Genomic DNA, 22,234 nt, shown 5'->3' with positions numbered 1-22,234 from the left:
GCCACGAATGTTCCGCCTACTTGATCACACCGATTCTCTACCCAACCCCGACTTGTCTGGAAGGTGACCGGGCACGAAACCCACCACCGGAACCAGGGCCCACCACCGGAACCAGGGCGGTCGGCTCGACTGCCACATCTCGCCGAGGTCCACCGCACGAAGGATGTCAGAGTCTGCGGTAACGGGCCTCGATGAACGAGTAGGCGCCGAACAGGGCAAGCCCCGCCGCGCAGCAGGCGAGCAACACCTGGCCGTAGGCCTGGTCGGCGATCGACCGGAGTGTGCCGTCGAAGCCCTTCGCCTCGCCGGGGTCGAAATCGACAGCGGCCTTCACGACGAACACTCCGGCGAGCCCGAACACGACGCCGCGCGCGAGGTAGCCGACCTGCCCGATGCGCCGGGCGGCGCGCAGCAGCGCGGGCCGCATCCGCGCTCGCATCAGCTTCTCCTCGAACCTGGTGGTCACTCCTTTGGCGAGCATGCCGACGCCGACGCCGACGACCACGAGGCCGATGGCTCCCACCAGCCATCGCCCGCCGCTGTGGGCCATGACCCGTGCCGTGTACGGGGCGGGCTCCCCGGAGCTGGAGCTGGCCCCGTCCGAAGCGAGAAACGTGATGGTGCTGCCGGTGATGACCAGATAGATCGCGCCCCTGATGACGGACACAGCCCGCTTCACGGCCCGCTTCTTCGTGTCGGCCTCCTCGCGATGCCCGACCGCACCCTCCAGCAGCCGCCACAGCGCGTAGCCGGCGAATCCCACCGCGATCAGGACGAGCAGACCGGTTCCGAAGGGCTTGTCCGCTATCTCGCGCAGCGCCCCCTGCCGGTTCGCCCGCTCATCGGGGTTCCCGCGGGCGATCTGGATCGCGAGAACCCCGATGAGCAGGTAGACCACACCGCGGGCCGCGAAGCCCAGCCGAGCGGTGAGGTCCGTCGCCCGGCTGTGCCGGGTACGGTGCGCCGCGCTCTCGCCCGCGGATACCACCTGGCGCCCCGCCTGCGTGACGCTGTGTACGGACACGATCGCCTCCCGACGGTACGGTTCGGTTCCGGGCACAACGCCCGTACGCCGCATGCCCGGCGGGAAGGCCACAAAACAGCAACAGGACCATGGCGATCACCTCATGGGACAGTCACGACGTCCGAGCCGCGGAACTGCAGGCGGGGACCAGCGCCGCGGTCAGCCGGAGTGCGGGCCGGGCGCGAGACCGGCACGCAGGACCAGGCGCTCAGCCCTGCGACGTCAGATAGCGCAGGAGGACGACGTCACCGAGCTGGCTGACCTCGGCGAGCGCAAGCCGGTGCGCCGCGTCGAACGGAAAGCTGCCCGGGCCGACGAACGTCGGGGCGCCCGCCTCGCCGACGAAGAACGGTGCCACCACCAGGTGGAGCTCGTCCACCAGGCCAGCGGTGAGAAACGCGGTGTGGATCGTGGTGCCCCCCTCGACCAGCAGCCGCCGAACCCCGCGGCCGGTCAGGTCCCGCAGGAGGCTCGCCAGCGGAGGCTCAGGGAGATCGACCACCGTCGCCACCGCCGCCAGGGGCGAGGCCGCGGCGCAGCCGGACGCAGCGGCCGCACCGGCCGCACCGGACGCGCCGGACGCGCCGGACGCGCCGGACACGCCGGCGGCCGCCCGGTAGACGACCCTGTCCGCACCGTCGTGGAAGATGCGGGCCGCCGGGTCGAGGTCGCCTTCGTGGGTCAGGACAGCCCGCAGTGGCGTCGGCGGACGCCCCGCCGCGGTCCGCGCGTCGCGCCGGCGCTGCGAACGGACGGCGAGCCCGGGGTCGTCGCGCCGCACGGTGCCTGCGCCGACCAGGATCGCGTCGCATCCGGCCCGGACCTCGTCCACCCGGTCGAGATCCGCGGGGCTCGACAGGATCAGCCGGCTCGGCGAGCAGTCGTCGATCCGGCCGTCCAGCGACATCGCGCAGCTCAGCACCACGTAGGGACGGGCCGGCACGCCCAGGGCGCTAGTCGTCCCCACGGTCATCGCCGACCGGATCGTCGCCGTCGACCGACGTGCCGCCGCCGGCACCCGCACCGCCGCCGGTACCCGTGCCGCCGACCGCACCGCCGCAGCGGTCGGCGACCCAGTCCGCGAGCTGGGCGCGCGGGCTGAGCACAGTGGGATCGTCCGCGACGCGGCCGGCGAGGCTGCGGATGTTCTCCTCGGGCGCGAGATCCCGGACGACGAGTGCGACGAGGCGCGCCGCGTCCGGGTTCTGCTCGATCTCGCTGGGCTCGACCCTGATCTGGGAGCACAGCACGGTGGCCCCGGCCGACCTGGTCTCCTCCGAGACCTGGTCGCAGCCGACGAGCCCGGCCGCGCCGGCGGCGACCGCGATGGCCATGCCCAGACCCGACCTGCCCGGGAGCAGGCTCCTGTGAGGAGCCGAAATCCGCATCATGACGTCGAGGATGTCACGATGCGGTCCAGGCGTGGATCTGTCGCAGGTGAGGACTACCGTCTGACAGTGTGCGGATCGCGACCTGGAACATCAACTCGGCCAAGGCCCGGCAGTCCCGCCTGATCGAATGGCTCGACCGTGCGAGTCCCGACGTGGTGTGCCTGCAGGAGACCAAGCTCGCGGACGACGCCTTCCTGGAGCTGTTCGACGAGGATCTCTTCCGCCGTGGCTATCGGGTGGCCCACCACGGCGACGGGCGTTGGAACGGGGTGGCGATCCTGTCCCGGGCGGGGCTGGACGACGTTCAGCGCGGGCTCCCGGGCGATCCGGGCTTCCCGAAGCCCGAGCCCCGGGCGATCGCCGCGACCTGCGGAGGCATCCGGGTCTGGTCGCTGTACGTGCCGAACGGCCGCACGGTCGACGACCCCCACTACGCCTACAAGCTGGCCTGGCTGGCCGCGTTGCGCGACGTGGTCGGCGAGCTCGCTCCGGCGGGGCCGGTGATGACACTGGGCGACTTCAACATCGCGCCGACCGATGCCGACGTGTGGGACATCGCCGCCTTCGAGGGCGCGACGCATGTGACCGAGGCCGAGCGTGCCGCGCTCGGCGAGCTGCACGGCGCCGGCCTGGTCGATCTGATGCGCGCGAGATGGCCGGAGGAGACGGTCTACACGTACTGGGACTACCGCCAGCTCTGCTTCCCCAAGAACTACGGGATGCGCATCGACCTGGCACTGGCGACGGCGGATGTGGCCGGCCGCACCCGCGCGGTGTGGGTCGACCGGGCGGCCCGCAAGGGCACCGGCACCAGCGACCACGCCCCGGTCGTCGTCGACCTGGACGAGGCGCCCGACGGCGACGTCGGGCCCATGGTCCCGCCGCCCTCGGCACGAGGGTCGTCCTCCCGCGGCTCGTCATCCCGCGCGGGAGGCGCCCAGCGCCCGGGTGCGTCCTGACAAGGTCGTTCCCGTCACATCCCGGGCAGACGACCGCCGGCGACCGCGACCGGCGGTTGACCGGCAGAACCGATCGGAACCTGAGCACGCCAGAACCCGCACCGACGCCGAGCAAGGCCTAAGGATCCTGGTCGTTCTGGAGTCGTTCTGGAGCCTGGCACAGACCGGCGCCGATCAAGGCCGTCAGTCGGTGGACGGGGAGGTTCGCGCTCCATGAACGGCGGCCGGGCCTCCGGGCGGCCCGGCGGCCCGGTTTGGCAAGTCGCAAGAGTGAACGATTCTGGTCGTTCCGACGACCAAGATTCTTCTTTCTTGCGGGCCGCCAGGCGCATCTGCGCCCCCGTTGCCCCTGTTGAGCGAATTGCCGGTGCTACCAAGCGGCGCGGGATCATCTCGGGTGGCCGTGCAGGGTTCGCACTCCGCCAGCATGGCTCCGCCAAGCCCATGCTGGGAGCCCGGATACGCCGCATCACAGGATTCCGCTACGAGCTCTCCGGCAGCCAGCACCCTCAACATGTCGACCCCCGCCTGCGAGGCAGGCGGGGGTCGGTAGGACCGACACGGCACTCGCGCAGGGGCGCGTCGCCCGGCCGGCCGGAGGCACCGGCCGGCCGGGCACGCTCACGGACCGGTCAGGAAGCGGCGTGCTCGTCGCCGTGCGCGGCCTCGGCTCCCGCTCCAGCGTCGTCCCGCACGGTCGGGAGCGCCCCGACCACCGCCGCCGCGGCCACCGGGATCCGGGTGCTGCGCGGCGCGGCTGCCGCGCCGGCGAGCCGGACGGTCAGCACACCGCGGTCGTAACGCGCGCTGATCGCTGTCGCGTCCACGTTCTCCGGCAGCGCGAACTCGCGACGGAACGAGCCGTGCCAGCGCTCCCGGTGAACCCGACCGTTCACGGTCTCCTCCTCCTCGGAGGAACGCTCACCGCGGACGACCAGCGCCCCGCGGTCGATCTCCACCATCACGTCCTTCTCGACGTCGACGCCCGGCAGCTCCAGGTTGATCAGAACATCGTCTCCGTCAACCAGGACGTCGGCCGACGGCACGACGTTCTGCGGCCGGGCAACGACGCCCTGCGGCCGGGGCACGGCGCGCAGCGGACGGACAGCACGGTCCCGCGAGCCCCAGGAGCGCCGGACGATCTCGTTGAACTCACGGTCCATGCGCTCGAACGCGGCAAACGGGTCCCACAGGTAGGTGCTCATTGTCGTGTGACTCCCCTCCGGGCGGGACCTCTGGCGAAGCCTCGCGTTGTCAGGCCTTCCGGCCCGCCCTGACACGTTCCTGAGTCTAGGTGGCTCAACCTTACGAACGCAAGTGCGCTCAGGAACCTGCATATCGATGGTGACGGAAACCATCCCACCATTCGCTCTGTCCTGTCGAACGTTGGTCCTCCGACCGGAATCCCCGATCCGAGCGCAAACTTCGGGACCGCACCCGACCGGCGCACCCACCCCCGCCTGCGCGCTGCGCCTGCGCGCCCGCGACAGCGCCGGCGTCACGGGGGCCCGGCTTCCGTGACGCCGGAGCGGGCACACCGCGGTCAACGGCGTTACGGCGTGGACGGGCGGCAAACCTCACGGGCCGGTGAGAAAAGCCACGTAGGGCTATCCGGCCGGTCGCGGCGGGCCCCGCCGCCGGGTACGCGAACGGCCCCAGAACCCGTCATACGCTGGGGTTCTGGGGCCGTCGACACCGCCTGGAAGGGCTCCCGCCGGAGAAGTGGGCGCCGCCCCGAAGGTGCTAGCGCGGATCCGTCGCGTAGTTCACCGTGACGTCGGTGAAGCCGAGCGCGCCGAGCAGGCCACGGAGCATGGCCGTCGTGTTCGTCTTCGCGAGCTCGAGCACCTGACCGTCAGTCTGAGCCGCCTCACCGATCTTCGTCGAGGCGACCTTGTAGAGCTCCGAGTCGTTGCTCTGGCCGCCGAAGAGGCCACCGACCCGGTCGAGCGCACCGCGCTGGCGGGCCACCACGTAGCTCTTGTCGAGATCGAGGTGTGGCTCCGACAGTGTGGGCGCGGGCAGGCTGATGGTCACGGACCGCCGGTCCGCGGAGACGACGACGGCGTCCTCACCAAGCGCGCCGAAGTCGACGACGGCGTCGACACTGCCGACTCCGACGAACAGGGTGCGTTCACCGCGCAGCGCCGACGGGATCCAGCGGCTGTCGTCCTCGAGGTCGACCACGACCTCCAGGTGGGCGCTCCCGGCGTGGTACTCGCTGAGGTCCTCGAGCGACCGCAGCACCGCCGGTGAGCTGCGGTCGATGGTGCGCTCCGCGAAGGGGTTGGGGATCGAGGGCCGCCAGCCGGTGACAGCGGCGGCTCCCGCCAGCACGAGCACGGCCAGCACGACGTAGGCGATCAGACGTACGGGGCTGAACCGGAACCGCGGCCGCCGTGGACCACGCAGGCGCCGCGTGGCTCCACGTTCCTCCCGCGAGCCGGAACCACCCTCGTCGGGGGCGGCTGTTCCCTGCAGGAGGGAACCGGACTCATCAGTCATGGTGGGACATGTACCCGGCGAAGATCTCGTAACGCCTCAACACCACGATCGCTCAACCGACAGTGCGAAATGACCGTTCTGCCCTACTTAGTCCCCCGGCGGCGCGGAGGCGGAGACGCCGGCGGAGGTTTGCGGCGCCCCAGACCGTCCGCTCACCGTCCCCGGGCCGGCTCAGCGGGTGGTGCGGGCGATGACGATCGCTGTGCGGTCATCGCTCGGACGTCCCGGAGCATGCCTGCGCACGACCTCGAAGACGTCGTCCAACAGCTCGGCCGGGCCGCGGTCCGCGAGCCGCAGCAACTCGGCGACCAGCCTGTCCAGACCGAACTGGTGGTTCGCGCCGTCGCGGGCCTCCACCAGGCCGTCGGTGTAGACGAACAGGACGTCGCCGGGCTCCAGCCACAGGGTCTCGGTGCGCCACGCGCCGCCCGAGGCGACCAGGCTCGACATCATGGGGCCGGTCGCACCGAGGCGGGTCACCTCGGCACGGCTGCGGAGCTCCGGAAGGCGCTCCGCACCCATGCCCACACCGTCACCATTGGCCACCCCGGCTGCCGCGGGCGCCTTGGTGCCGGTCCCGGCGGCCTGGGTGCCCGGCGACGGCCCGCTCTTCCCTCCGTCTTCGCCTGCCACGCTCACGGCGCCGCCGGCCGCGGGTACGGGTGCGGGTTTCTGATCGCCTCCGGTCGACCCCGTCTCGTTCCCGGGCCGCCGCTCCCCCGGCCGCGCGATGGGCCCCGACTCGAGCCCGGTCGCCGCTGCCTTCGGACCATCCGGGACTCTCGTCCGGCGCAGCAGCAGCGCGTCCGGATGGCCCGCGTTCGCGATCCGGACCTCCCCGGTCGCGGGGTCCACCACCGCGACGATCGCGGTGGCGAACATCTCGTCGGTCTCCCCGAGGCTGTTCACGACCCATTCGATCGCCGGACCGGGATCGGCGCCCCGGGCGAGCGCGGCGTCGAGCAGCTGCTTGAGACGCAACGCGAAGACACCGGCCACCGCGCCATGGCCGGAGACGTCGCCGACGACGATCCCGAGCCGGCCGTCGGCGAGCTCGAAGGAGTCGTACCAGTCACCGGCGAGCTCGCCACGGGCGGGATCAACCCGCCCCCGCAGCAGCAGCCCGGGCGCGTGCAGGACCGACGGGGTGAGGGCATCCCGCAGCGCGATCACCGCCGGACCCTCCTGCGCCAGTGCCTCCCACGAACGCTCGTTCTGCCGCACCAGCTGGACGAGCTGCGCGCGCATGGCGTCGATGTTGCCCGCGAGCTCCACGATCTCCGACGGCCCGACCTCCGGGATCCGCGTGTCGTAGCGGCCGGCGGCGACGGCGTTCACCGCCCGGCGCAGCGCGTCGATGGGCCGCAACAGCCACCTGCGCAGCACATTGAGCACGGTGAGGACGACGCCGAGAATGACGATCGCGGCGGTCCCCAGCGAGCTGAGAAGCAGCACGGCGGAGCTCTCCACCCGCCCGGACGCCGCCGTCTGCTCGGTGTCGATCGCCGTACCGAGGTTCGCCACGCTGGTCTGCAGCTCGCTGAACCGCACCCGGCCGCTGACCGTCTCGATCTCCCGAGCGCGCTGGAGGTCGCCCGCCTTCGTCGCGGCGACTTCGGGCTCGGCGACCTCGCTGCGCCAGGCCTGGTAGGCCGACTCGACGGCGACGGTTCCCTCGATCAGGTCCGGAAAGTCCGCCAGCAGCAGCTGCAGGCGGTTCATCTGGCGGGGGATGGTGAGGTCAGCCCGGGTGTATCGCTCGAGCAGGGACTCCTGCCCGGTGATCACGTACCCGCGGACCGCGCTCTCCTGGGCGACGAAGTCAGCGAGCAGAAGAGCGGTGGTCGTCGCCGCTGGGTCGAGGCGCTCCCCCCGCTCGGCCGCGGCGTCACTGGCCCGCAGCGCGGCGAAGACCGCGAGTGAGAGCATGACGACGACGGCGACCGTGGAGATCACGACGAGCACACGGATACCGCTCCGCAGACTCGCCGACCCAGCCACTCGTCTCCTTCCGGTCGCGCGCCCGCGCCTCACGGCGTTCGGTGAACGACCCATCGCCCCACGAACGACGACCGTCACCCCGCAACCGCCGGCAGACGATCACGACGTATGCTCCTGGCGGGCACTGGGCGTCCAACGGACACGTGGCCCTCCCTGGGCATTGTCGTCCAGGTGCGATGGCGCCCATTCAGGGGCTGGGTGCGCGGCCCTCAGTCCGGTGGCGAGCTCAGTCCGGGGGGCGAGCTCAGTCCGGGGGCGAGGCGGAAGCGGCCGGCGGCTGGGCGCGCGCGGCCGATGGCTGCGTGGCGGTGACCGATGGCCGCGTCGCAGCGGCCGACGGTCGGGTGGCCGCTGCCGGTTGCCGGGCGAAGGTGGCCGGCACCGGCTGTGGGGCGGCCTGTGGGGCGGCGTCCCGGTGTTCTGACCACGGCCGTACCCGCGGAGGACGTGGACCGCTGCGGTAGGTGTGGAGCCGGAAACCCCATCCGATGAGGACGGCCAGCGCCGCACCGAGAACGGGCCCGCCGAGCTCCCTCCGGATCGGATGCGTGGTAAGCCCGCCGTCCCCCAGCAACGCCCGCCCCACCGCGGCCCCCACCAGCGCCCCGAGAATCCCGAGGACGGCCACCGTCCGCAATGCAAGCGGCCGGGAGCCCGGGAGAACCGCGCGAGCCGCGACGGAGACCGGTAGCCCCACCGCGATCGAGGTCAGCACGAACCAGAGCATCGACCGCCCCCCACCGACAAGAACTCCACTACGGAGCGTGACCCATCGCGGGCCAAGGTCGCGCTGAGATACCCGGCGACGCTGCCCGAAAACCAGCCGCCGCGCAGCCGCCCGACGATGCACAGCCGATCCGGTGTGCTGTCACGCGCTGACACCATGCCTGGCCGCCGGCAAACAAAGCGCTGACGAAAAGTCACCGGAACCGATCCGTCGAAACCGACCGCCAAACCTGTTTTCCCAGGGTTTGACCGCCCGCTTCCCGCGACTATGTCCGGGTTCGCACGGGAAATGACGTGACGCAGGTCAAACCCGTCACAGGCTCAACAGGACACCGCCTGGAACGTTCGGCTACCGTGCGTTCGTTCGACGATTCGAGAATGGAAAGCAGCGCCCCACCTATTCGTTGGAAGACGCCTTCGCGTTCCACCTTCCATCGGCCCACAGTGCGGGCGCACCGCCACGCCCCGCCCGGGCACCTCGCGCATCGCGCGACGGCGTTACCAGCCCCCGGCGGCAGGCGGCGCCATCCGACATCCACTTCCAGCCGTGCCAAGGAGGTCAGTCCGACGATGCCGACCACCGCACCCGCAACGCCATGACGCGAGACATGCCCGCGGAGCCGGTGTTGTACCGGCCCGTCACGCCTGGTCCGACGCCGGGCACCATCACGCCCGATGCGCCTGCCGCGCCCGGGGCGTCCGCAGCGCGGAGGGTGCCGGCCGCGCCCGGCGTGTCTGCCAGACCGCGGATGCCTGCAGGGATGCCTGCCGCGCCCGGCGTGCCTGCCGCGCCCGGGGTATCCAGTGCGTCCGACACTCGCGTCATGCCCGCCGACGCGGCGGTGTGGACCCGCGGCCTGACCAAGGAGTACGGGCCGCGGCGGGTCGTCGACCACCTCGACCTGTTCGTCCCGGCCGGCGCCCTGTCCGGATTCGTCGGGCCGAACGGAGCCGGCAAGTCGACGACGCTGCGCATGCTGCTGGGGCTGGTCCGCCCGAGCGCGGGCGAGGCCTTCGTCCTCGGCGAGCCGGTGACCTCGCCCGAGGGCTACCTCGACCGCACCGGCGCGATGATCGAGGGCCCGACGTTCCACCCGGGCCTGTCCGGCCGGCGCAACCTCGAGCAGCTCGCGCTGCTGCGCGGCGTCGGGCGCGGCAGCGGCCTCGGGCATCGGCGACGCGCCCGGCGCGAACGGATCGACGAGGTGCTCGCACAGGTCGGGCTCGCCGGCCGGGCTGACGACCGCTTCGGCACCTACTCGCTGGGCATGAAGCAGCGGCTCGGCATCGCCGCGGCCCTTCTCCCCCGCCCGAAACTGTTGATTCTGGACGAACCGACTAACGGGCTGGACCCCGCCGGAATCCGGGAGATCCGCACCCTCCTGCGGGATCTCGCCGGCACCGGAATGACCATCTTCGTCTCAAGCCACCTGCTTTCCGAGGTCGAGCAGATCTGTGACCACCTGGTGATGATCCGCAGTGGTCGCATGCTCTTCCAGGGGCATGTCGCCGATCTGCTGGCAGCCGAGGACCCGCGCATCCTCATGGTGCCCGAACGTGACGATGACGCCGAACGCCTCGCCGCGGTCCTGGGCTCCGCCGGTCTGCACACCGAGATCGAGATGGCCGACGAGGCGCGCTCCCTGCCGACGTTGGTCGAAAGACATCCGGTGGTGGTGGCGCACGCGCCCGACGGCCTGGCCGCGGGCATCAACCGGCTGGCCATGCGGGCCGGGATCACGCTGCGCTCGATCCGAACGCATCGCCCGAACCTGGAGGAGACGTTCCTGCGGGCCACCGGCGACGTCGACGGAGATCTCACCATGCGAGGAGGCGCCACGTGATCAGTTCTTTTCGATCGGAATGGGTACCGCTGCTGCGCCCGCGCTTCCTGTTCGGCACGGTGAGCGCGGTGGCCGCCGTCGCCGCGCTGGGTGCGCTGCTGACGATCTTCTCCGCGGGCAGTACTGACTTCGACGGCGATCCGGTGACGGTCGCGATGCTGGCCGCGCCGTCGGGGATCAGCGAGGGCCTCGAGGCGGTGACCATCCTGCTGGGGGTCGTCGCACTGTCGGTGACCGCGGCGACGCTCGCCGGCGAGTACTCCCGCGGCACGCTGCGCAACCAGCTCGTCGCACAGCCCCACCGGCTGCGCCTGCTCGCCGGCAAGGTGTTGGCGCTTGCGGTCTTCGTGGTGGGGGTGGTCCTCGCGGCGGCCGTCGTCGCGGTGGCGCTCTCGTTCGCGCTGGCGCCGGTGAAGGGCATCCCGACCGATCAGTGGGCGTCCCTGTCCGGTCTGGCCGCGCTGGGGAAGAGCCTGGTCAACGTGTCGCTCGGGTCGCTGGGGTATGCCGTCGTCGGTGCGCTGGCCGCGGTGGTGCTGCGCTCACCGGCCGCCGCGATCGCGGTCGGACTGGCCTACGCGCTGCCGGTGGAGATGCTGGTGTCGCGGATCTACAGCCCGGCCGCGGGCTGGCTTCCGATGCACCTGATGGAAGTCTTCTCCGTCGGCGGCACGGGCTACGCGACGCCCTACCTGCAGGCCGGCGTGCGGGTCGGCGTCTTCTGTGCGGTGGCCGCGCTGCTCACGGCCCTGATGTTCCGCCGCCGCGACGTCACCGCCTAGTCTCGTCGGAGGCCTGAGGGCCTGGCCTGGCCTGGCACCGCCTGCCTGGCCTGGCGACCGGCCTGGCGACCGGATCGGCCCGGCGGCCGGACCGGCCTGGGGTCCTGACGGCGGCGGCGTGCCCGCGGTTCAGCCTTCGAGCAGGAAGTCCAGGTTCAGGCCCAGCAGCCACTGGTCGAGCTTGAACGGCGGATAGGGCCAGCGGATGCCGTCGAGAACCATCTGGTTCACCGGCAGCCACAGCGTCCGCCGCTGTGCGTCGACCGCGCCGCGCCGCAGCCCGACGTAGCGGGTCGACGGGCCGCGCAGCCGGTCAAGCCCCACATCGACGGGGTCGAGCGTGCGGAACGTCATGCGGCTTCCGCTGCCGGCGGGACGTACCGCCGTCACTAAACCGTCCAGCCCACCCAGCAGGACGGCTCCGGTGACCGGATCGATCGTCAGGCTGCGCACCAGGCCGCCGCGGTCGGTGCCGGGAACGAGGAAGTCGGCCGGATTGTCGCGGCCCCAGCTGTCCACCGGCCAGTTGCCGGTGGCCGGGGTCCGGCTGACCAGGCCGCGCTCCCGGCCGATCCTGGGGTAGACGGCGAGCTTGTCCGCGCGCAGCCCGTCGGCCTTCGTACGGGCCACGTAGAGGGTGCCGTCCGCGCCGAACGCGGCGGTCTCCATCCGGGATCCGTCCTGCACGGCCCGCACGGCCGTGCTGCGGGGCGTGATCCGTCCGGTGGAGGCCTGGTAGGAGAACTCCTGGATCGGGAAGGGCTGCGTGCGGTGGTTCGTGTCCCGCACATCGCAGATCAGGACGAACCGCTCGTCATCGGGCTCACTGGTCGGATCGGCGGCGACCTCACGCGGATTGACCACCAGCTCCACCCCGAGCGGCCGGACCTGCGGGTACTGCCAGAACGCCCGGACCCTGCCGTCCAGGTCGAGGACCAGCAGCGCGCCGTTGTCGGTGCCGCCCTTCCCGGTGCCCAGGTACTGGGCGACCACCAGGTGGCCGCTGCGAGGCAGCCGGGCGATGGACGTCATCCCGCGCGCCGAGCGCGGCTGCCCGTTCGTGCCGGCGGGGAAGGCGGTGGCCGCGACCCAGGGCTCCGTGCTGCCCGCCAGCGCGTCGCCGGTGCGGGACAGGTCGGGCTCGTAGCCCCAGGCCCCGTCCGCTCCGCCGCGGCGCAGCTGCCCGAACGCTGGTAGCTGGCCGTAGGTGCGGACATCCCAGAAGTAGTAGGGCATCAGTGAGACGAAGACGGCGCGCTCGCCCTGCTCGCCCGCCGGGGCGGGCACGACGATGACGTCCGAGATGTCACCGCCGCCGATGCCGTGGAACAGCGGGTCGGTGCGTGGCTGGGTCTGCCGCCCGGTGGACGACGGGACCACCATCCGGGTGAAGCGGCGCGTGCCCGGCTCGAAGAGCCCCAGCTCCATGCCGGTGCCGGTCAGCGCCGACTGGTCGTCGGTGAACGGGGTGGTGCCGATGAGGACCGTCCCGTCGGCGGCCACCGCCGACATGAAGGCCGCCTGGCCGGGCCCGAACCCCCAGCCGGGAACCTCGACCACGCCGATCGGGGACGAGGCGTCCAGCCCGCCGAAGCTGCCCGGCGCCCCGAAGATCGTCAGCATGCCCGTGGGGAGCTTCGAGGCCGTGGTCGGCGCGGGGGTTGATCCGTCCGCGCGGACAGGCAGATCCGGGTTGCCCGGCCACCACTGCTGGCCGTCGGAACCGCCGCCGGTGAGCCGCCACGCGGCCGCTCCGCCCGCGGCGAGCGCGCCGAGCCCGGCCGCTCCGGTGATCAGACCGCGCCGGGTGAGGGGGCGACCGCCCGACCTGTCAGATGCGGCGGGCTCGCCCGGGCCGGCCGGGCGGCCTGAACTTCCAGGCCCACCGCCCTCGCCTGACCTGTCAGCCGCGCCGGAGCCGGCTGGTCCGCCGGCCTGGCCGCCCGGCCCTGGCCGGTTGCCGCCGGAGCCCGCCGGGCGGCCGGTCTGGTCCGGCGGCGGGCCACCCCAGGTCCGCGGCGCATGCTGGGACGTCGAACCGTGAGGAGCCCGCGGCCAGCCGGGCGGGTGGGACGGACCGCCCGGGCCCAGGATCTTCGTCGCGTCCGGGTCGATGTTCGCGGGGTCGGGCATCAGACCTGGTCGGTCCCGGGCGGCTGGGCGCGGTCGGGCCCAGGACTGGTCAACGCCACATGTACTCCGTTCGGACGGCCCTCCGCGGTGGCGCCGGGCCGTCATTCGGATCCGGCCGCGACCAGCAGGGAGGGTCGGTGCGAGGGTCGATCAGATCTGACTCTGGTACCGCGATACCCGGTGAGCCCTGCCTCTCACGGCGCGTGGTCCGGGATGGGGCAGATCCGGCTCGACGACGGAAAGGCTCAGTTATGCCGCAGATATTAAAGAACATGAGGTGGACGAAATCCGCACCGAAGTCACCAGGCGCCCGCGGACCGCGCCTCTCCCGCCCCGGAAACGGGCGGAATCCGGCTCGAGCCCGGACCTAACGCACCCTCCGCCGCCGCGCCGGACGTCCAGGTCGACGGTGCCGGTGGCGGAGACGGAGGCGGGGGGACCGCCGGGAAAACGGACATCGGCGCAGCCGCCGCCGGAACCCCGGCGGCAGCCTCGGCCGCGGCACGGGCGTCGGCGCGGTGCACGAGATGAACCAGCACTCCCGCCGCGAAGGCGGTGACAGCCTGGCAGCCGAGCATCGCCACCGCGGTGCGCATCGCGTCACCGTCCGCCGCCCCGATCGCGGCCGCGGTGACAGCGGCGCAGACCGCGAGGACCACGACCACCCGCCGCTGGGCGGACCCCAGCAGGTAGGTCGCGAACATCAGGGTCAGGGCGAGGAAGGTCATGCCGAGCGCGAGGATCGACAGCGAGGAGGCGGCACCGGTGAGCTCCGGGCCGAACACGAGCGACAGCAGGGGCTTCGCCGCGACCGCGCCGATGGCGGCGAGCGCGAGGCCTGGTGCCACGACGAGCCCGCACGCCACGGTGAGCGCGGCGGTCGCGCCGCGGCCCTCGGCCCGGCGCCGGGCCGCCTCGGGCAGCAGGAAGTTCGCCACCGCCAGACCGATGAACACCGGCACCTTGCAGGCGGTGGCGATCGCCGCGTAGGCGCCGGCGCCGTCGTGGTCCAGCCAGCCGACGATGACGACGTCCATGTTCTGCAGCAGGGCCAGCGGGACCAGCGCGCCGAGCGCCACCCAGGTGCTGGCGAGCAGCCCCGACCGCCGGAGGATCTGCGCCTCCGGGATCGCGAGCGGGCCGGTGGCGGCGAGCGACGCCGACCGGGCGGCCCGCCGCGGGAGTGCCACCACGGCTCGGGGCACCTTCGCCAGGCCCTTGCGGGCGTGGTCGGTGGCCAGCGCGGTGCCCAGCACGAGCCCGAGCCCGGCGCCGTTCACCCCGAGCCCGGCGACGACGAACACGATGATGAGGCTGACCCGGGTCGCCGCCTCGACGATGAAGTTGCCCGCGAGCCGGCGGTAGGCTCCCCGCGCCTGGAGCACTCCGCGCTCGATGCACAGCAGCGTCCACACCGCCGCCCCGATGACCGCCTCGGCGACCGCGAACGGATGCGCGTAGGAGAGCACCGCCGCCACCGGCCGGCAGATCAGCAATGCCACCACCGTGGCGACGAAGACACCGAACAGACACTGGCGGCGCAGGTCACGGATCCAGCCCCACTGGTCACGCCGGCTGTCGCCGTCGGCGGCCGTCTCCTTCTGCACGACCGCGATGAGCAGCGCGTTGCCGACCACCGAGAGCACCATGAAGATGCTCACCTGGACGACCACCGCCCCATAGGCGGCCGGGTCGAGAACCCGTGCCAACACCAGGTTCATCAGCAGGTTGATGCCGTTGGCGAACGCACCGGCGACCGCGAGGGCCGCGGGGCCGGCAATCAACCCGGCGATGGTCGCCCGAGCACGCGTCACCATGATCGCTCCCTGGTCCCGGTCGGCGTCGGCCGCCCGGCTCCCCTCCACCGGACGTGAGGCGGATCACTGGTCATGATGACAGGAAATGCCGCAATGGTACGGCCCTGACCCCACCGGAGGTATAACGCGGCACCTGGAAGCGGTGTCAGCAGCCAGGCGGACACCGACCGGCGCGACGTCACCGACCCGGCCGGAAGGCCCGGCCACCCGGTACCGCCGCCACCGATGCGGCGCGCTGTGAGTAACTTCTCGGCCGAGGACACACCGGTCACACCGGACGCACCCGACGCACCGCACGTGCCGGGCGTCCGGGGCGTGCGGGCGCGTGCAGGGCGCGCCGGACAGGACGACGGGAGCGATCTGGTGACGACAGCTGCACCGCGGCCCACCCAGGCACTGGCAGGCCGGCACCTGGTCTTCCTCAACTGGCGGGACAGCGTGCACCCGCAGGCCGGCGGGGCCGAGCTGTTCTGCCACTCGATCGCCGAGCGGTTCGCCGCGGCCGGTGTCCGGGTCACCCTGCTCACGTCCCGCCCGCCCGGTGCCGCGGCGCACAGCATGGTCGACGGAGTCGCCGTGCGCCGAGGCGGTGGCACCTTCGGGGTGTACCCGTCGGTCCTGGCGCGGCTTGCGCGGATGGTCCGCTCCGCCGACGGCGTCGACGCGGTCGTCGACTGCCAGAACGGGATCCCCTTTTTCAGCCCGTTGGTGCTCCCCGCCCGCATCCCGGTGGTGCAGGTCCTCCATCACGTCCACCAGAAGCAGTTCCCGCTGTACTTCCCGGGCCCGGTCGCCCGGGTCGGGCAGCTCCTGGAGGCCCCGGGCAGCCGGTGGGTCTACCGGCGCCGGCCGGTGGCCGTGGTCTCTCCGTCCACCCGGGACGAGGCCCGTGGCGTGCTGGCCCTGCCCGGCGCCCGGTTCCTCGTCCCCAACGGCGTCACCGTGCCCGGCGGCGTCACCGGCCCTGACGGCGTGACCAGCCCGGTCGACGTGACCGGACCAGACCGGGTGACCGGACCAGAGCACGCGGATGATCTCGCCGGGCGGGCCGCCGGGCCGACCATCGTGTGCGTCGGGCGGCTCGTCCCGCACAAGCGCCTGCACCTGCTGATCGAGGCCGTCCCCGCGCTGCTGCGCGCACACCCGGACCTGTCCGTGCACATCGTCGGCGACGGGCCGGACCGCGCCCGCCTCGCCGACCTCGCGGCCCGACTGATGATCACTCAGGGCGACGGCGCCTCGGACGCGACGCTGCGCTGGCACGGATTCGCCCCCGCCGAGGTGCGCGACGCCGTGCTCGCCTCCGCGTGGCTGACGGTGAACCCGTCCCACGGCGAGGGGTGGGGCCTGTCCGTGCTGGAGGCGAACGGGCTGGGCGTGCCCGCCGTCGCCTTCCGGGTCCCGGGGCTGCGCGACTCCGTCCGCGACGGGGTCACCGGCTGGCTGGTGGACGATCCAGCGCAGCTCGGCGACACCATCTCGGCCGCACTGACCCGCCTCGCCGACCCCGCACAGGCGAGGACCGTGCGCGCCGCGGCCCGCGCCTGGGCGGACGGCTTCAGCTGGGACACCAGCGCCGACCTGCTGGCCGGGATCATCGCCTCCGAGCTCGACCGCCTCGGCGGCGCCCGGTCCGCGGCGCCCGCCGGGCCGGGTGAGCCGCCCACCAGGACCCGCGGCCGGCGGCTCAGCGGCGCGCCGCGCCCAGCCCACCGGGCGCCGGGCATCGGGCACCGGCCGGCCCGCGACCGGCGGCGCCCCGACGACCAGCTGACCCTGGTCGAGTTCGACCTTGCAGCCAGCTCCGACCTGCCCGTGCTGCGACGGACCGACCTGCTGTTCGAGCTGACCCCGCGGACCGAGCCCGGCGGCGACACGGCAACCGATCCGGCAACCGAGGACGACGGGCGGACCCGGCGCTTCGCCGCGCTCTTCTACGGTGCCGACAACACCGGCGCCCGGACGGCGCTGGCCCGCCGGGGGCTGCGCCCGGCCAGCCGCCCGCGCCCGGCCACCGGCGAGGATCTCCTGGTCGCGGCCGCGCACCCATTCACGCGCGACTGACCGCGGACCCGGTCGAGTGGCCGCGCCAGAGGTCAGAAGCACGCTGGAGCGCAACGAGTGCGTGCGGCGCTACACCGCGTCCATGCCCAACGACGCGTTCGCCCGGCTGGTCGACAGAGTCGCCGGGAACGCCAGGTCAGGTGCCCCCTGGGCGGAGGAGCTCCTTTACCACTGGGTGGACACGGAACGCTCCGACACCAAGCGGACCGTGCTGCTCCAGGAAATGGTCCGCAGCTCCTTTCTCGGCTGCCCGTTCGAATGCCTCACCCGGCTGGCCGCCGTCCCTGAGACCAACGTGAGCTCCCTCTCCGCCGAGTTGCTCGTGATGGCCGGCCCGGCAGGAGAACAGGCACTCATCCGCGCCCTTCCGAGAATTCGCGGTTACCAGCTCTCCCTCGCCATCGGCGCGCTCAGGGACGGTTCCGTACCGCTCGACGCCGACCTGCTCAGCGAATACATCCGTCACCCCAACCGGTTCGTCAGACACACGACGCTGGGCCTGCTGGGGCGGCGTGGCGACTCGACCTGTACCCCACATCTCCTCGAGGCGCTGGCACGACCGGACCGGTCCACCTGGGAGTCCGCTCTCCTGGCTCTCGGGGTCGTCGGGGACGCCCGCGCGGTGGACGCCATCCTGAACCGGCTGCGGACCCATGCGGCCCGGAAGTCCGGCCTCGAGACGCCCTTCGTCGAGCTCGAGCTGAACTTCCTCGGCCAGCATGCCCATGAGCGCCCTGACGCATTCGCTACCGCACGTGAGATCGTCGTGTCCACGTGGGCGAAACGCAATGAGGAGGAGACCTACTGGATCACACGGTTTCTCCCCCAGGTGGCACCGCACGCGCGGGAACCGCTCCAGCCCCCGACCACCGAAGCCGTCGCAACGCTGAAAGCGCAGATGATCGAGCACCAGCGCCGCGGCGCGCGCATCGTCGCCTGATCCGAGACCGCTGAAACCCACCGTGTCGGTCTCGGATGAGACACCTGTCCGCCGGGTGGAAAGCACCCGGCGGACGGCACTTCGTCCTACCCTTGGCCGGTGGACCTCTGGTCGGTTGATTCGGCGCCGCAGAATGGGTGCTGATGGTCGTGCTGACGGTGGCCCTTGTCGTCCTCGACCCGTTCCGCACCCTCATCGAGGGCATTGCAGTGGCAGCGGTGGCGATATCGGAGAAGAAGCCAGCCGCCATCGTCGGCGACGAACCGGTCGCAGGCCCAGAAGACATCAGTGGTGCACCTCAGTAGCTCCTTTTGCACCCGCCCCGCCGACCCACGGGGGATCCCGCACCTCCACCCAGCTCCAGCGATTCATGCCAATAGCGATAAAAAGGACAGAGAGTCGTTGGACGATCCACAAGAAATGAGGGCTTCGGTCGCTGCCGCAGCCCTGATCCTCAACTCCTGCCTGGTCGCAACGGTTACCGAGACACGGACCCTGGGGAGCCGCTCGAGGATCATGGAATTTTGGTCGTCCTGACGACCAAAATCCTCGACTCTCGTCTGGCAGCAACTGCCGCCCGATGTTCGCCAGCTCGCGGCACCCATCGAGGTACGCGCGTCGGCACTCTCGCTCAGTGGGAGCGGGTCAGGGCTTTGACCGGGCTCCGTCCAGAAAGGCGCGGACGAGCGCCGCGGGCATCGGGTCGTCCAGTGGCAGGTGCCGGACCAGGAGCCGGAAGTAGAGCGGGCCGAACAGCTGGTCCAGGCCGATCTGGATGTCGAGGTCGGGCCGTAGCTCGCCGCGGTCGATCGCGCCCTGGATCAGGACGGTGCCGGCGTCCCGGCGGGGCTGGATCCACAGCGCGCGCAGCTGGTCCGCGAGCGCCGCGTCGGTCTGGGCCGCGCCGATCAGCTCGGCCATGATGGCTCCGGCGCGGCCGCGGAAGGCGTCCACCATCAGGGCGATCTGTGCGGTCAGGTCGCGGGCGAGGTCACCGGAGTCGAACATGCCCATCTCGGGCCGGTAGCGGTGGAAGTAGGCGTCCACCGCCACGGCACCCCGGCTGGGCCACCACTTGTAGATCGTTACCTTGCTAACCCCGGCGCGGGCCGCGATCGCCTCCATCGTCGCCGCGGCGAGGCCGCCCTCGATCAGCAGATCCGCGGCGGCGTCGAGAATCGCCAGCCGGGCCCGCTCACTGCGCGGCCGGCCGGGCCCAGGCCGGCCAGCCCCAGACCGCCCCGCCCCGGTCTGGTCCAACCCGGGACGGCCCGACCCGGGACCGACGGGTACCGCCGGGTCACCCAGCGCCGCTGGTGTACCGCGCACTGGGGCTGACCCGGCGCCCCCTGGACGGGCGACGGGTAGATCGTCGGTCACATCGGCAGCCTATTTCATGAACGCTACGTTCAGATATAAGCTTTCATGAACACGGCGTTCACTATCGAAGGTTGATCATGGCCGAGTCGACCGCGTCCTTCCACGACGTCCGCGCGGACCCCCAGCGCCTGCGCGTCGTGGCCCTGTTCCTGGCTGCGGCCTGCGGGCTGACCGTCGCGAACATCTACTACTCGCAACCGATCCTCGCCGAGCTGGCGGGTGCGTTCGATGTCAGCCAGGGCACCACCGCGCTCGTTGTGACGATCACCCAGATCGGCTACGCGCTGGGTCTGCTGCTGATCGTCCCGCTCGGCGACCTGCTGGCGAACCGACGTCTCGCCGTCTGCCTGGTCAGCGGCACCGCGGTCGCGCTGGTGGCAGCGGCCGCGGCCCCGTCGCTGCCCGTCTTCATGGTGGCGGCGCTGGTGATCGGGTCGACATCCACGGTGGCGCAGGTGCTGGTGCCGTTCGCGGCCCACCTGGCCCCGGCCGGCCGGGAGGGCCGGGTCGTCGGTCAGGTCATGAGCGGGCTGCTGCTCGGGATCCTGCTGGCCCGGACCACCTCCAGCCTGATCGCCGCGGCGCTGTCCTGGCGGTGGGTGTACGGAATATCCGCGGCGCTGATGGTGGCGGTGGCCTTCACCGCGCTGCGGGTGCTGCCGGAGCGCCGGCCCGCCCCCGGCCCGCGGTACCCGGCACTCATCGCCTCGCTGGTCGAGCTGGTGCGCCACGAGCCCGTGCTGCGCCGACGGGCCTTCTACCAGACGCTGATGTTCGGCGCGTTCAGCGCCTACTGGACGTCCATCGCCTACGACCTGCACGAACGCCACGGCCTGGGCCAGGTCGCGATCGGTGTCTTCGCCCTCGTCGGGGCCGGCGGCGCGGCCGCGGCGCCGATCGCGGGGCGGCTGGGCGACCTCGGACGGACCCGGGCGGGAACCGGCGCCGGCCTGCTGCTCGCCGCCGGCGCGATGCTGCTCGCCCTGGTCGCCGAGAGCTCGGTGATCGCGCTGGCCGCGGCCGGCCTGCTGCTCGACTTCGGCGTGCAGGCGACGCAGGTCCTCGGGCAGCGCGAGATCTACACGACCCGGCCCGAGTCCCGCGCCCGGATGAACGCGGTGTACCTGGCCACCATGTTCGCCGGCGGGGCGATCGGCTCCGCGCTGTCCGGGGCGATCTACGACGCCCACGGCTGGTCCGGGGTGGCGATCTTCGCCGGAGCTCTGCCACTGGTCGGCTTCGCCCACTGGCTGCGTACGCCCACCAGCCGCATGGCACCGATCACGGCGTAGGCGGAGCGTCGGAAACTACAGGAGCTTCTGGAGATCCTCGATCGTCAGACCGGTGTCCGCGAGAATCTGGCGGAGTGTTCCTTTCGGGATGTCACGCCCGGCATGATCTGGAACCGTGACATCGATGCCCGCCCGGTCGGGGTTACGCAGCCGATGATGACTGCCCTTGATCCGAACGAGCTCGAATCCCGCCCTTCTGCAGAGCCCTGACGACGTCCTTGCCCGGAAGCGACGGTACCGGGGGCATCAGGCCACATCGACCGTGATGGCGAGTTCCTCCGGCGCACCGTCGTCCTCGATGACCATCACGATCGCGTCCTTCAGGTCCGCCACCGCCTGGTCGCGGGTGCCACCAAACCCGTTGCAGCCGGTACGGCCCACGTAGGCGTGTGCACACCAGACGCCGTCCTCGTCCTGCGCGACGGTGTAGGGGATGTGCACCACTCGGCTCATGGCCACCACGGTACGCGACTCGACCCATCTCGACCGCAGAGAGAAACGACGGGAGTACATAAGGTGGAATGCCGGCTGGGGATGAGGCAGCGCGACGCGAGCGCCAGGGACGAGCTCGCGTACGCCGCCTGGGCCCGGCTGGATGAGCAGACCAGGACAGCGGTGCTGGCCCAGGCCCGGGCAGGGCTGCTGCATCCGGATCCGGATGTCCGCCAGACGGCGTCCGCCTGGGCGGACGCGGTGCTTCGCCGGCCACCCTACGGGCTCCTCACAGCTTTCATCGCGGTCTTGTTCCTGGCGATAATCAATGCTGCCGGTTCCGGCATGAGCAGCCCTGCCATTTTCTCCGACCGAAACAATCCCAAGCGCCGCCGGGAGGCGAGGATGATTCGCCGGGCGTTCGCCGGTGGCACTGGAGCCGGCGCTGTCAGGCCGCCCGCCCTGCGGCGACGGCGGCCTCCTCAGTAGTGGATGACCGGCTCGCGGCCCAGCAGCTCGTCGTAGCCGTGGGGAAGCTGCCCGGCGACGTCCTCGAACTCGTTGGGGCTGACCGACGTCTTCAGGGCGGCGACCACGGCGCGGGCATGCTGGCGGGCATGCGCCCGGTCGCAGCCACCGCCCTCCCGCTCGGCGACGCGGCGGTAGAACTCGTCGAGCCCGAAGCGCTCGCCGCGGCCGGATGGCGGCAACGCCCTGGCGAGCGCGGGCGGTAGCTGCGAGGCGAGGTCCTTGGTCTCGCCGCCGGACAGCCGCTCGCCGAGCACCGCCAGCGTGGCCCGGATGGCGGTCTCGGCGTGCTCGACACTGTCCATCCGGCCGGTCTCACGGACCACCGAGACGAGTTCGTCGCGTTTCATCAGCTGCGCCCCTCTTCGTACTCTCCTGCCCGTCCCGCGAGCTGATCGCCGGAGGCAGATCGGCGG

20 protein-coding genes are annotated in these 22,234 nt (G+C 72.0%); 7 read left to right on the top strand and 13 right to left on the bottom strand.

Going from position 1 to position 22,234, the window contains the following annotated elements; translation table 11 throughout:
• Positions 1–166: 166 nt before the first annotated feature.
• The 3 genes from ACG83_RS15395 to ACG83_RS15385 all read right to left on the bottom strand — a co-directional run bounded on the left by ACG83_RS15395 (position 167) and on the right by ACG83_RS15385 (position 2,358).
• On the bottom strand, positions 167–1,024 hold the full coding sequence (locus ACG83_RS15395; RefSeq protein ID WP_054567250.1) for a DUF1206 domain-containing protein: 858 nt from the start codon (positions 1,022–1,024) through the stop codon (positions 167–169).
• A gap of 208 nt (positions 1,025–1,232) precedes the next feature.
• Complete coding sequence (locus ACG83_RS15390) at positions 1,233–1,967, bottom strand: dihydrofolate reductase family protein (protein ID WP_152991421.1); 735 nt, start codon at positions 1,965–1,967, stop codon at positions 1,233–1,235.
• A 10-nt stretch (positions 1,968–1,977) separates the two neighbouring features.
• A complete protein-coding gene (locus ACG83_RS15385; protein WP_235497921.1) occupies positions 1,978–2,358 on the bottom strand; it encodes a hypothetical protein in 381 nt (126 codons plus the stop codon).
• Between the two features lie 125 nt (positions 2,359–2,483).
• Here ACG83_RS15385 and ACG83_RS15380 point away from each other — a divergent pair, with 125 nt between their 5' ends.
• Positions 2,484–3,374 (top strand): exodeoxyribonuclease III, encoded by an 891-nt coding sequence (locus ACG83_RS15380; protein WP_054566897.1) that lies wholly within the window; start codon positions 2,484–2,486, stop codon positions 3,372–3,374.
• A gap of 632 nt (positions 3,375–4,006) precedes the next feature.
• Here ACG83_RS15380 and ACG83_RS15375 read toward each other — a convergent pair.
• From ACG83_RS15375 to ACG83_RS46040, 4 genes are all read right to left on the bottom strand, one after another.
• The gene (locus ACG83_RS15375) at positions 4,007–4,579 is read right to left on the bottom strand and encodes an Hsp20/alpha crystallin family protein (RefSeq protein ID WP_054566896.1); all 573 of its coding nucleotides are present in this window, start codon (positions 4,577–4,579) and stop codon (positions 4,007–4,009) included.
• A 538-nt stretch (positions 4,580–5,117) separates the two neighbouring features.
• Entirely contained in the window at positions 5,118–5,879 is a 762-nt protein-coding gene (locus tag ACG83_RS15370; protein ID WP_054566895.1) for a DUF4230 domain-containing protein, read from the bottom strand.
• A 171-nt stretch (positions 5,880–6,050) separates the two neighbouring features.
• Positions 6,051–7,880, bottom strand: a complete 1,830-nt coding sequence (locus ACG83_RS15365) for a PP2C family protein-serine/threonine phosphatase (protein ID WP_054566894.1) — start codon at positions 7,878–7,880, stop codon at positions 6,051–6,053.
• 244 nt (positions 7,881–8,124) lie between these two features.
• Positions 8,125–8,607 (bottom strand): GlsB/YeaQ/YmgE family stress response membrane protein, encoded by a 483-nt coding sequence (locus ACG83_RS46040; RefSeq protein ID WP_063793093.1) that lies wholly within the window; start codon positions 8,605–8,607, stop codon positions 8,125–8,127.
• A gap of 760 nt (positions 8,608–9,367) precedes the next feature.
• On the opposite strand from ACG83_RS46040, the gene ACG83_RS15355 reads away from it, so the two are divergent.
• Complete coding sequence (locus ACG83_RS15355) at positions 9,368–10,450, top strand: ATP-binding cassette domain-containing protein (RefSeq protein ID WP_054566893.1); 1,083 nt, start codon at positions 9,368–9,370, stop codon at positions 10,448–10,450.
• Positions 10,447–11,232 carry an ABC transporter permease subunit gene (locus tag ACG83_RS15350; protein ID WP_054566892.1) on the top strand — a complete coding sequence of 262 codons (786 nt, stop codon included), beginning with the start codon at positions 10,447–10,449 and terminating at the stop codon, positions 11,230–11,232. Before ACG83_RS15355 ends, ACG83_RS15350 begins: the two co-directional genes overlap by 4 nt.
• A gap of 129 nt (positions 11,233–11,361) precedes the next feature.
• Here the strand turns inward: ACG83_RS15350 and ACG83_RS15345 are convergent, their stop codons facing one another.
• Positions 11,362–13,365 carry a hypothetical protein gene (locus tag ACG83_RS15345; protein WP_054566891.1) on the bottom strand — a complete coding sequence of 668 codons (2,004 nt, stop codon included), beginning with the start codon at positions 13,363–13,365 and terminating at the stop codon, positions 11,362–11,364.
• Between the two features lie 299 nt (positions 13,366–13,664).
• Positions 13,665–15,182: a lipopolysaccharide biosynthesis protein gene (locus tag ACG83_RS15340; protein ID WP_054567249.1), complete on the bottom strand. Its 1,518-nt coding sequence runs from the start codon at positions 15,180–15,182 to the stop codon at positions 13,665–13,667.
• 363 nt (positions 15,183–15,545) lie between these two features.
• Between ACG83_RS15340 and ACG83_RS15335 the strand changes: the two genes are divergently transcribed.
• From ACG83_RS15335 to ACG83_RS45410, 3 genes are all read left to right on the top strand, one after another.
• Positions 15,546–17,246 (top strand): glycosyltransferase family 4 protein, encoded by a 1,701-nt coding sequence (locus ACG83_RS15335; protein WP_054567248.1) that lies wholly within the window; start codon positions 15,546–15,548, stop codon positions 17,244–17,246.
• A 16-nt stretch (positions 17,247–17,262) separates the two neighbouring features.
• Positions 17,263–18,186, top strand: coding sequence for a HEAT repeat domain-containing protein (locus tag ACG83_RS15330; protein WP_054566890.1), 924 nt, complete (start codon positions 17,263–17,265; stop codon positions 18,184–18,186).
• Positions 18,187–18,329: 143 nt separating this feature from the next.
• Complete coding sequence (locus ACG83_RS45410) at positions 18,330–18,491, top strand: hypothetical protein (protein ID WP_158230723.1); 162 nt, start codon at positions 18,330–18,332, stop codon at positions 18,489–18,491.
• A gap of 340 nt (positions 18,492–18,831) precedes the next feature.
• Here ACG83_RS45410 and ACG83_RS15325 read toward each other — a convergent pair whose 3' ends face one another.
• Positions 18,832–19,515, bottom strand: coding sequence for a TetR/AcrR family transcriptional regulator (locus ACG83_RS15325; protein WP_083473272.1), 684 nt, complete (start codon positions 19,513–19,515; stop codon positions 18,832–18,834).
• A 128-nt stretch (positions 19,516–19,643) separates the two neighbouring features.
• Between ACG83_RS15325 and ACG83_RS15320 the strand changes: the two genes are divergently transcribed.
• Complete coding sequence (locus tag ACG83_RS15320; protein WP_054566888.1) at positions 19,644–20,858, top strand: MFS transporter; 1,215 nt, start codon at positions 19,644–19,646, stop codon at positions 20,856–20,858.
• Between the two features lie 15 nt (positions 20,859–20,873).
• Here ACG83_RS15320 and ACG83_RS46700 read toward each other — a convergent pair whose 3' ends face one another.
• From ACG83_RS46700 to ACG83_RS15305, 3 genes are all read right to left on the bottom strand, one after another.
• The gene (locus tag ACG83_RS46700; protein ID WP_235497975.1) at positions 20,874–21,008 is read right to left on the bottom strand and encodes a type II toxin-antitoxin system HicA family toxin; all 135 of its coding nucleotides are present in this window, start codon (positions 21,006–21,008) and stop codon (positions 20,874–20,876) included.
• Positions 21,009–21,104: 96 nt separating this feature from the next.
• Positions 21,105–21,311, bottom strand: a complete 207-nt coding sequence (locus ACG83_RS15315) for a type II toxin-antitoxin system HicB family antitoxin (protein WP_054566887.1) — start codon at positions 21,309–21,311, stop codon at positions 21,105–21,107.
• A gap of 461 nt (positions 21,312–21,772) precedes the next feature.
• Positions 21,773–22,168: a DUF2267 domain-containing protein gene (locus tag ACG83_RS15305; RefSeq protein WP_054566885.1), complete on the bottom strand. Its 396-nt coding sequence runs from the start codon at positions 22,166–22,168 to the stop codon at positions 21,773–21,775.
• Positions 22,169–22,234 lie beyond the last annotated feature (66 nt).

The sequence above is a fragment of the Frankia sp. R43 genome (genome assembly GCF_001306465.1).
In the GTDB taxonomy this organism is placed as follows: domain Bacteria; phylum Actinomycetota; class Actinomycetes; order Frankiales; family Frankiaceae; genus Parafrankia; species Parafrankia irregularis.
Note: the sequence above shows the minus strand (reverse complement) of the source record. Positions and strands in the feature narration are given on the sequence as shown.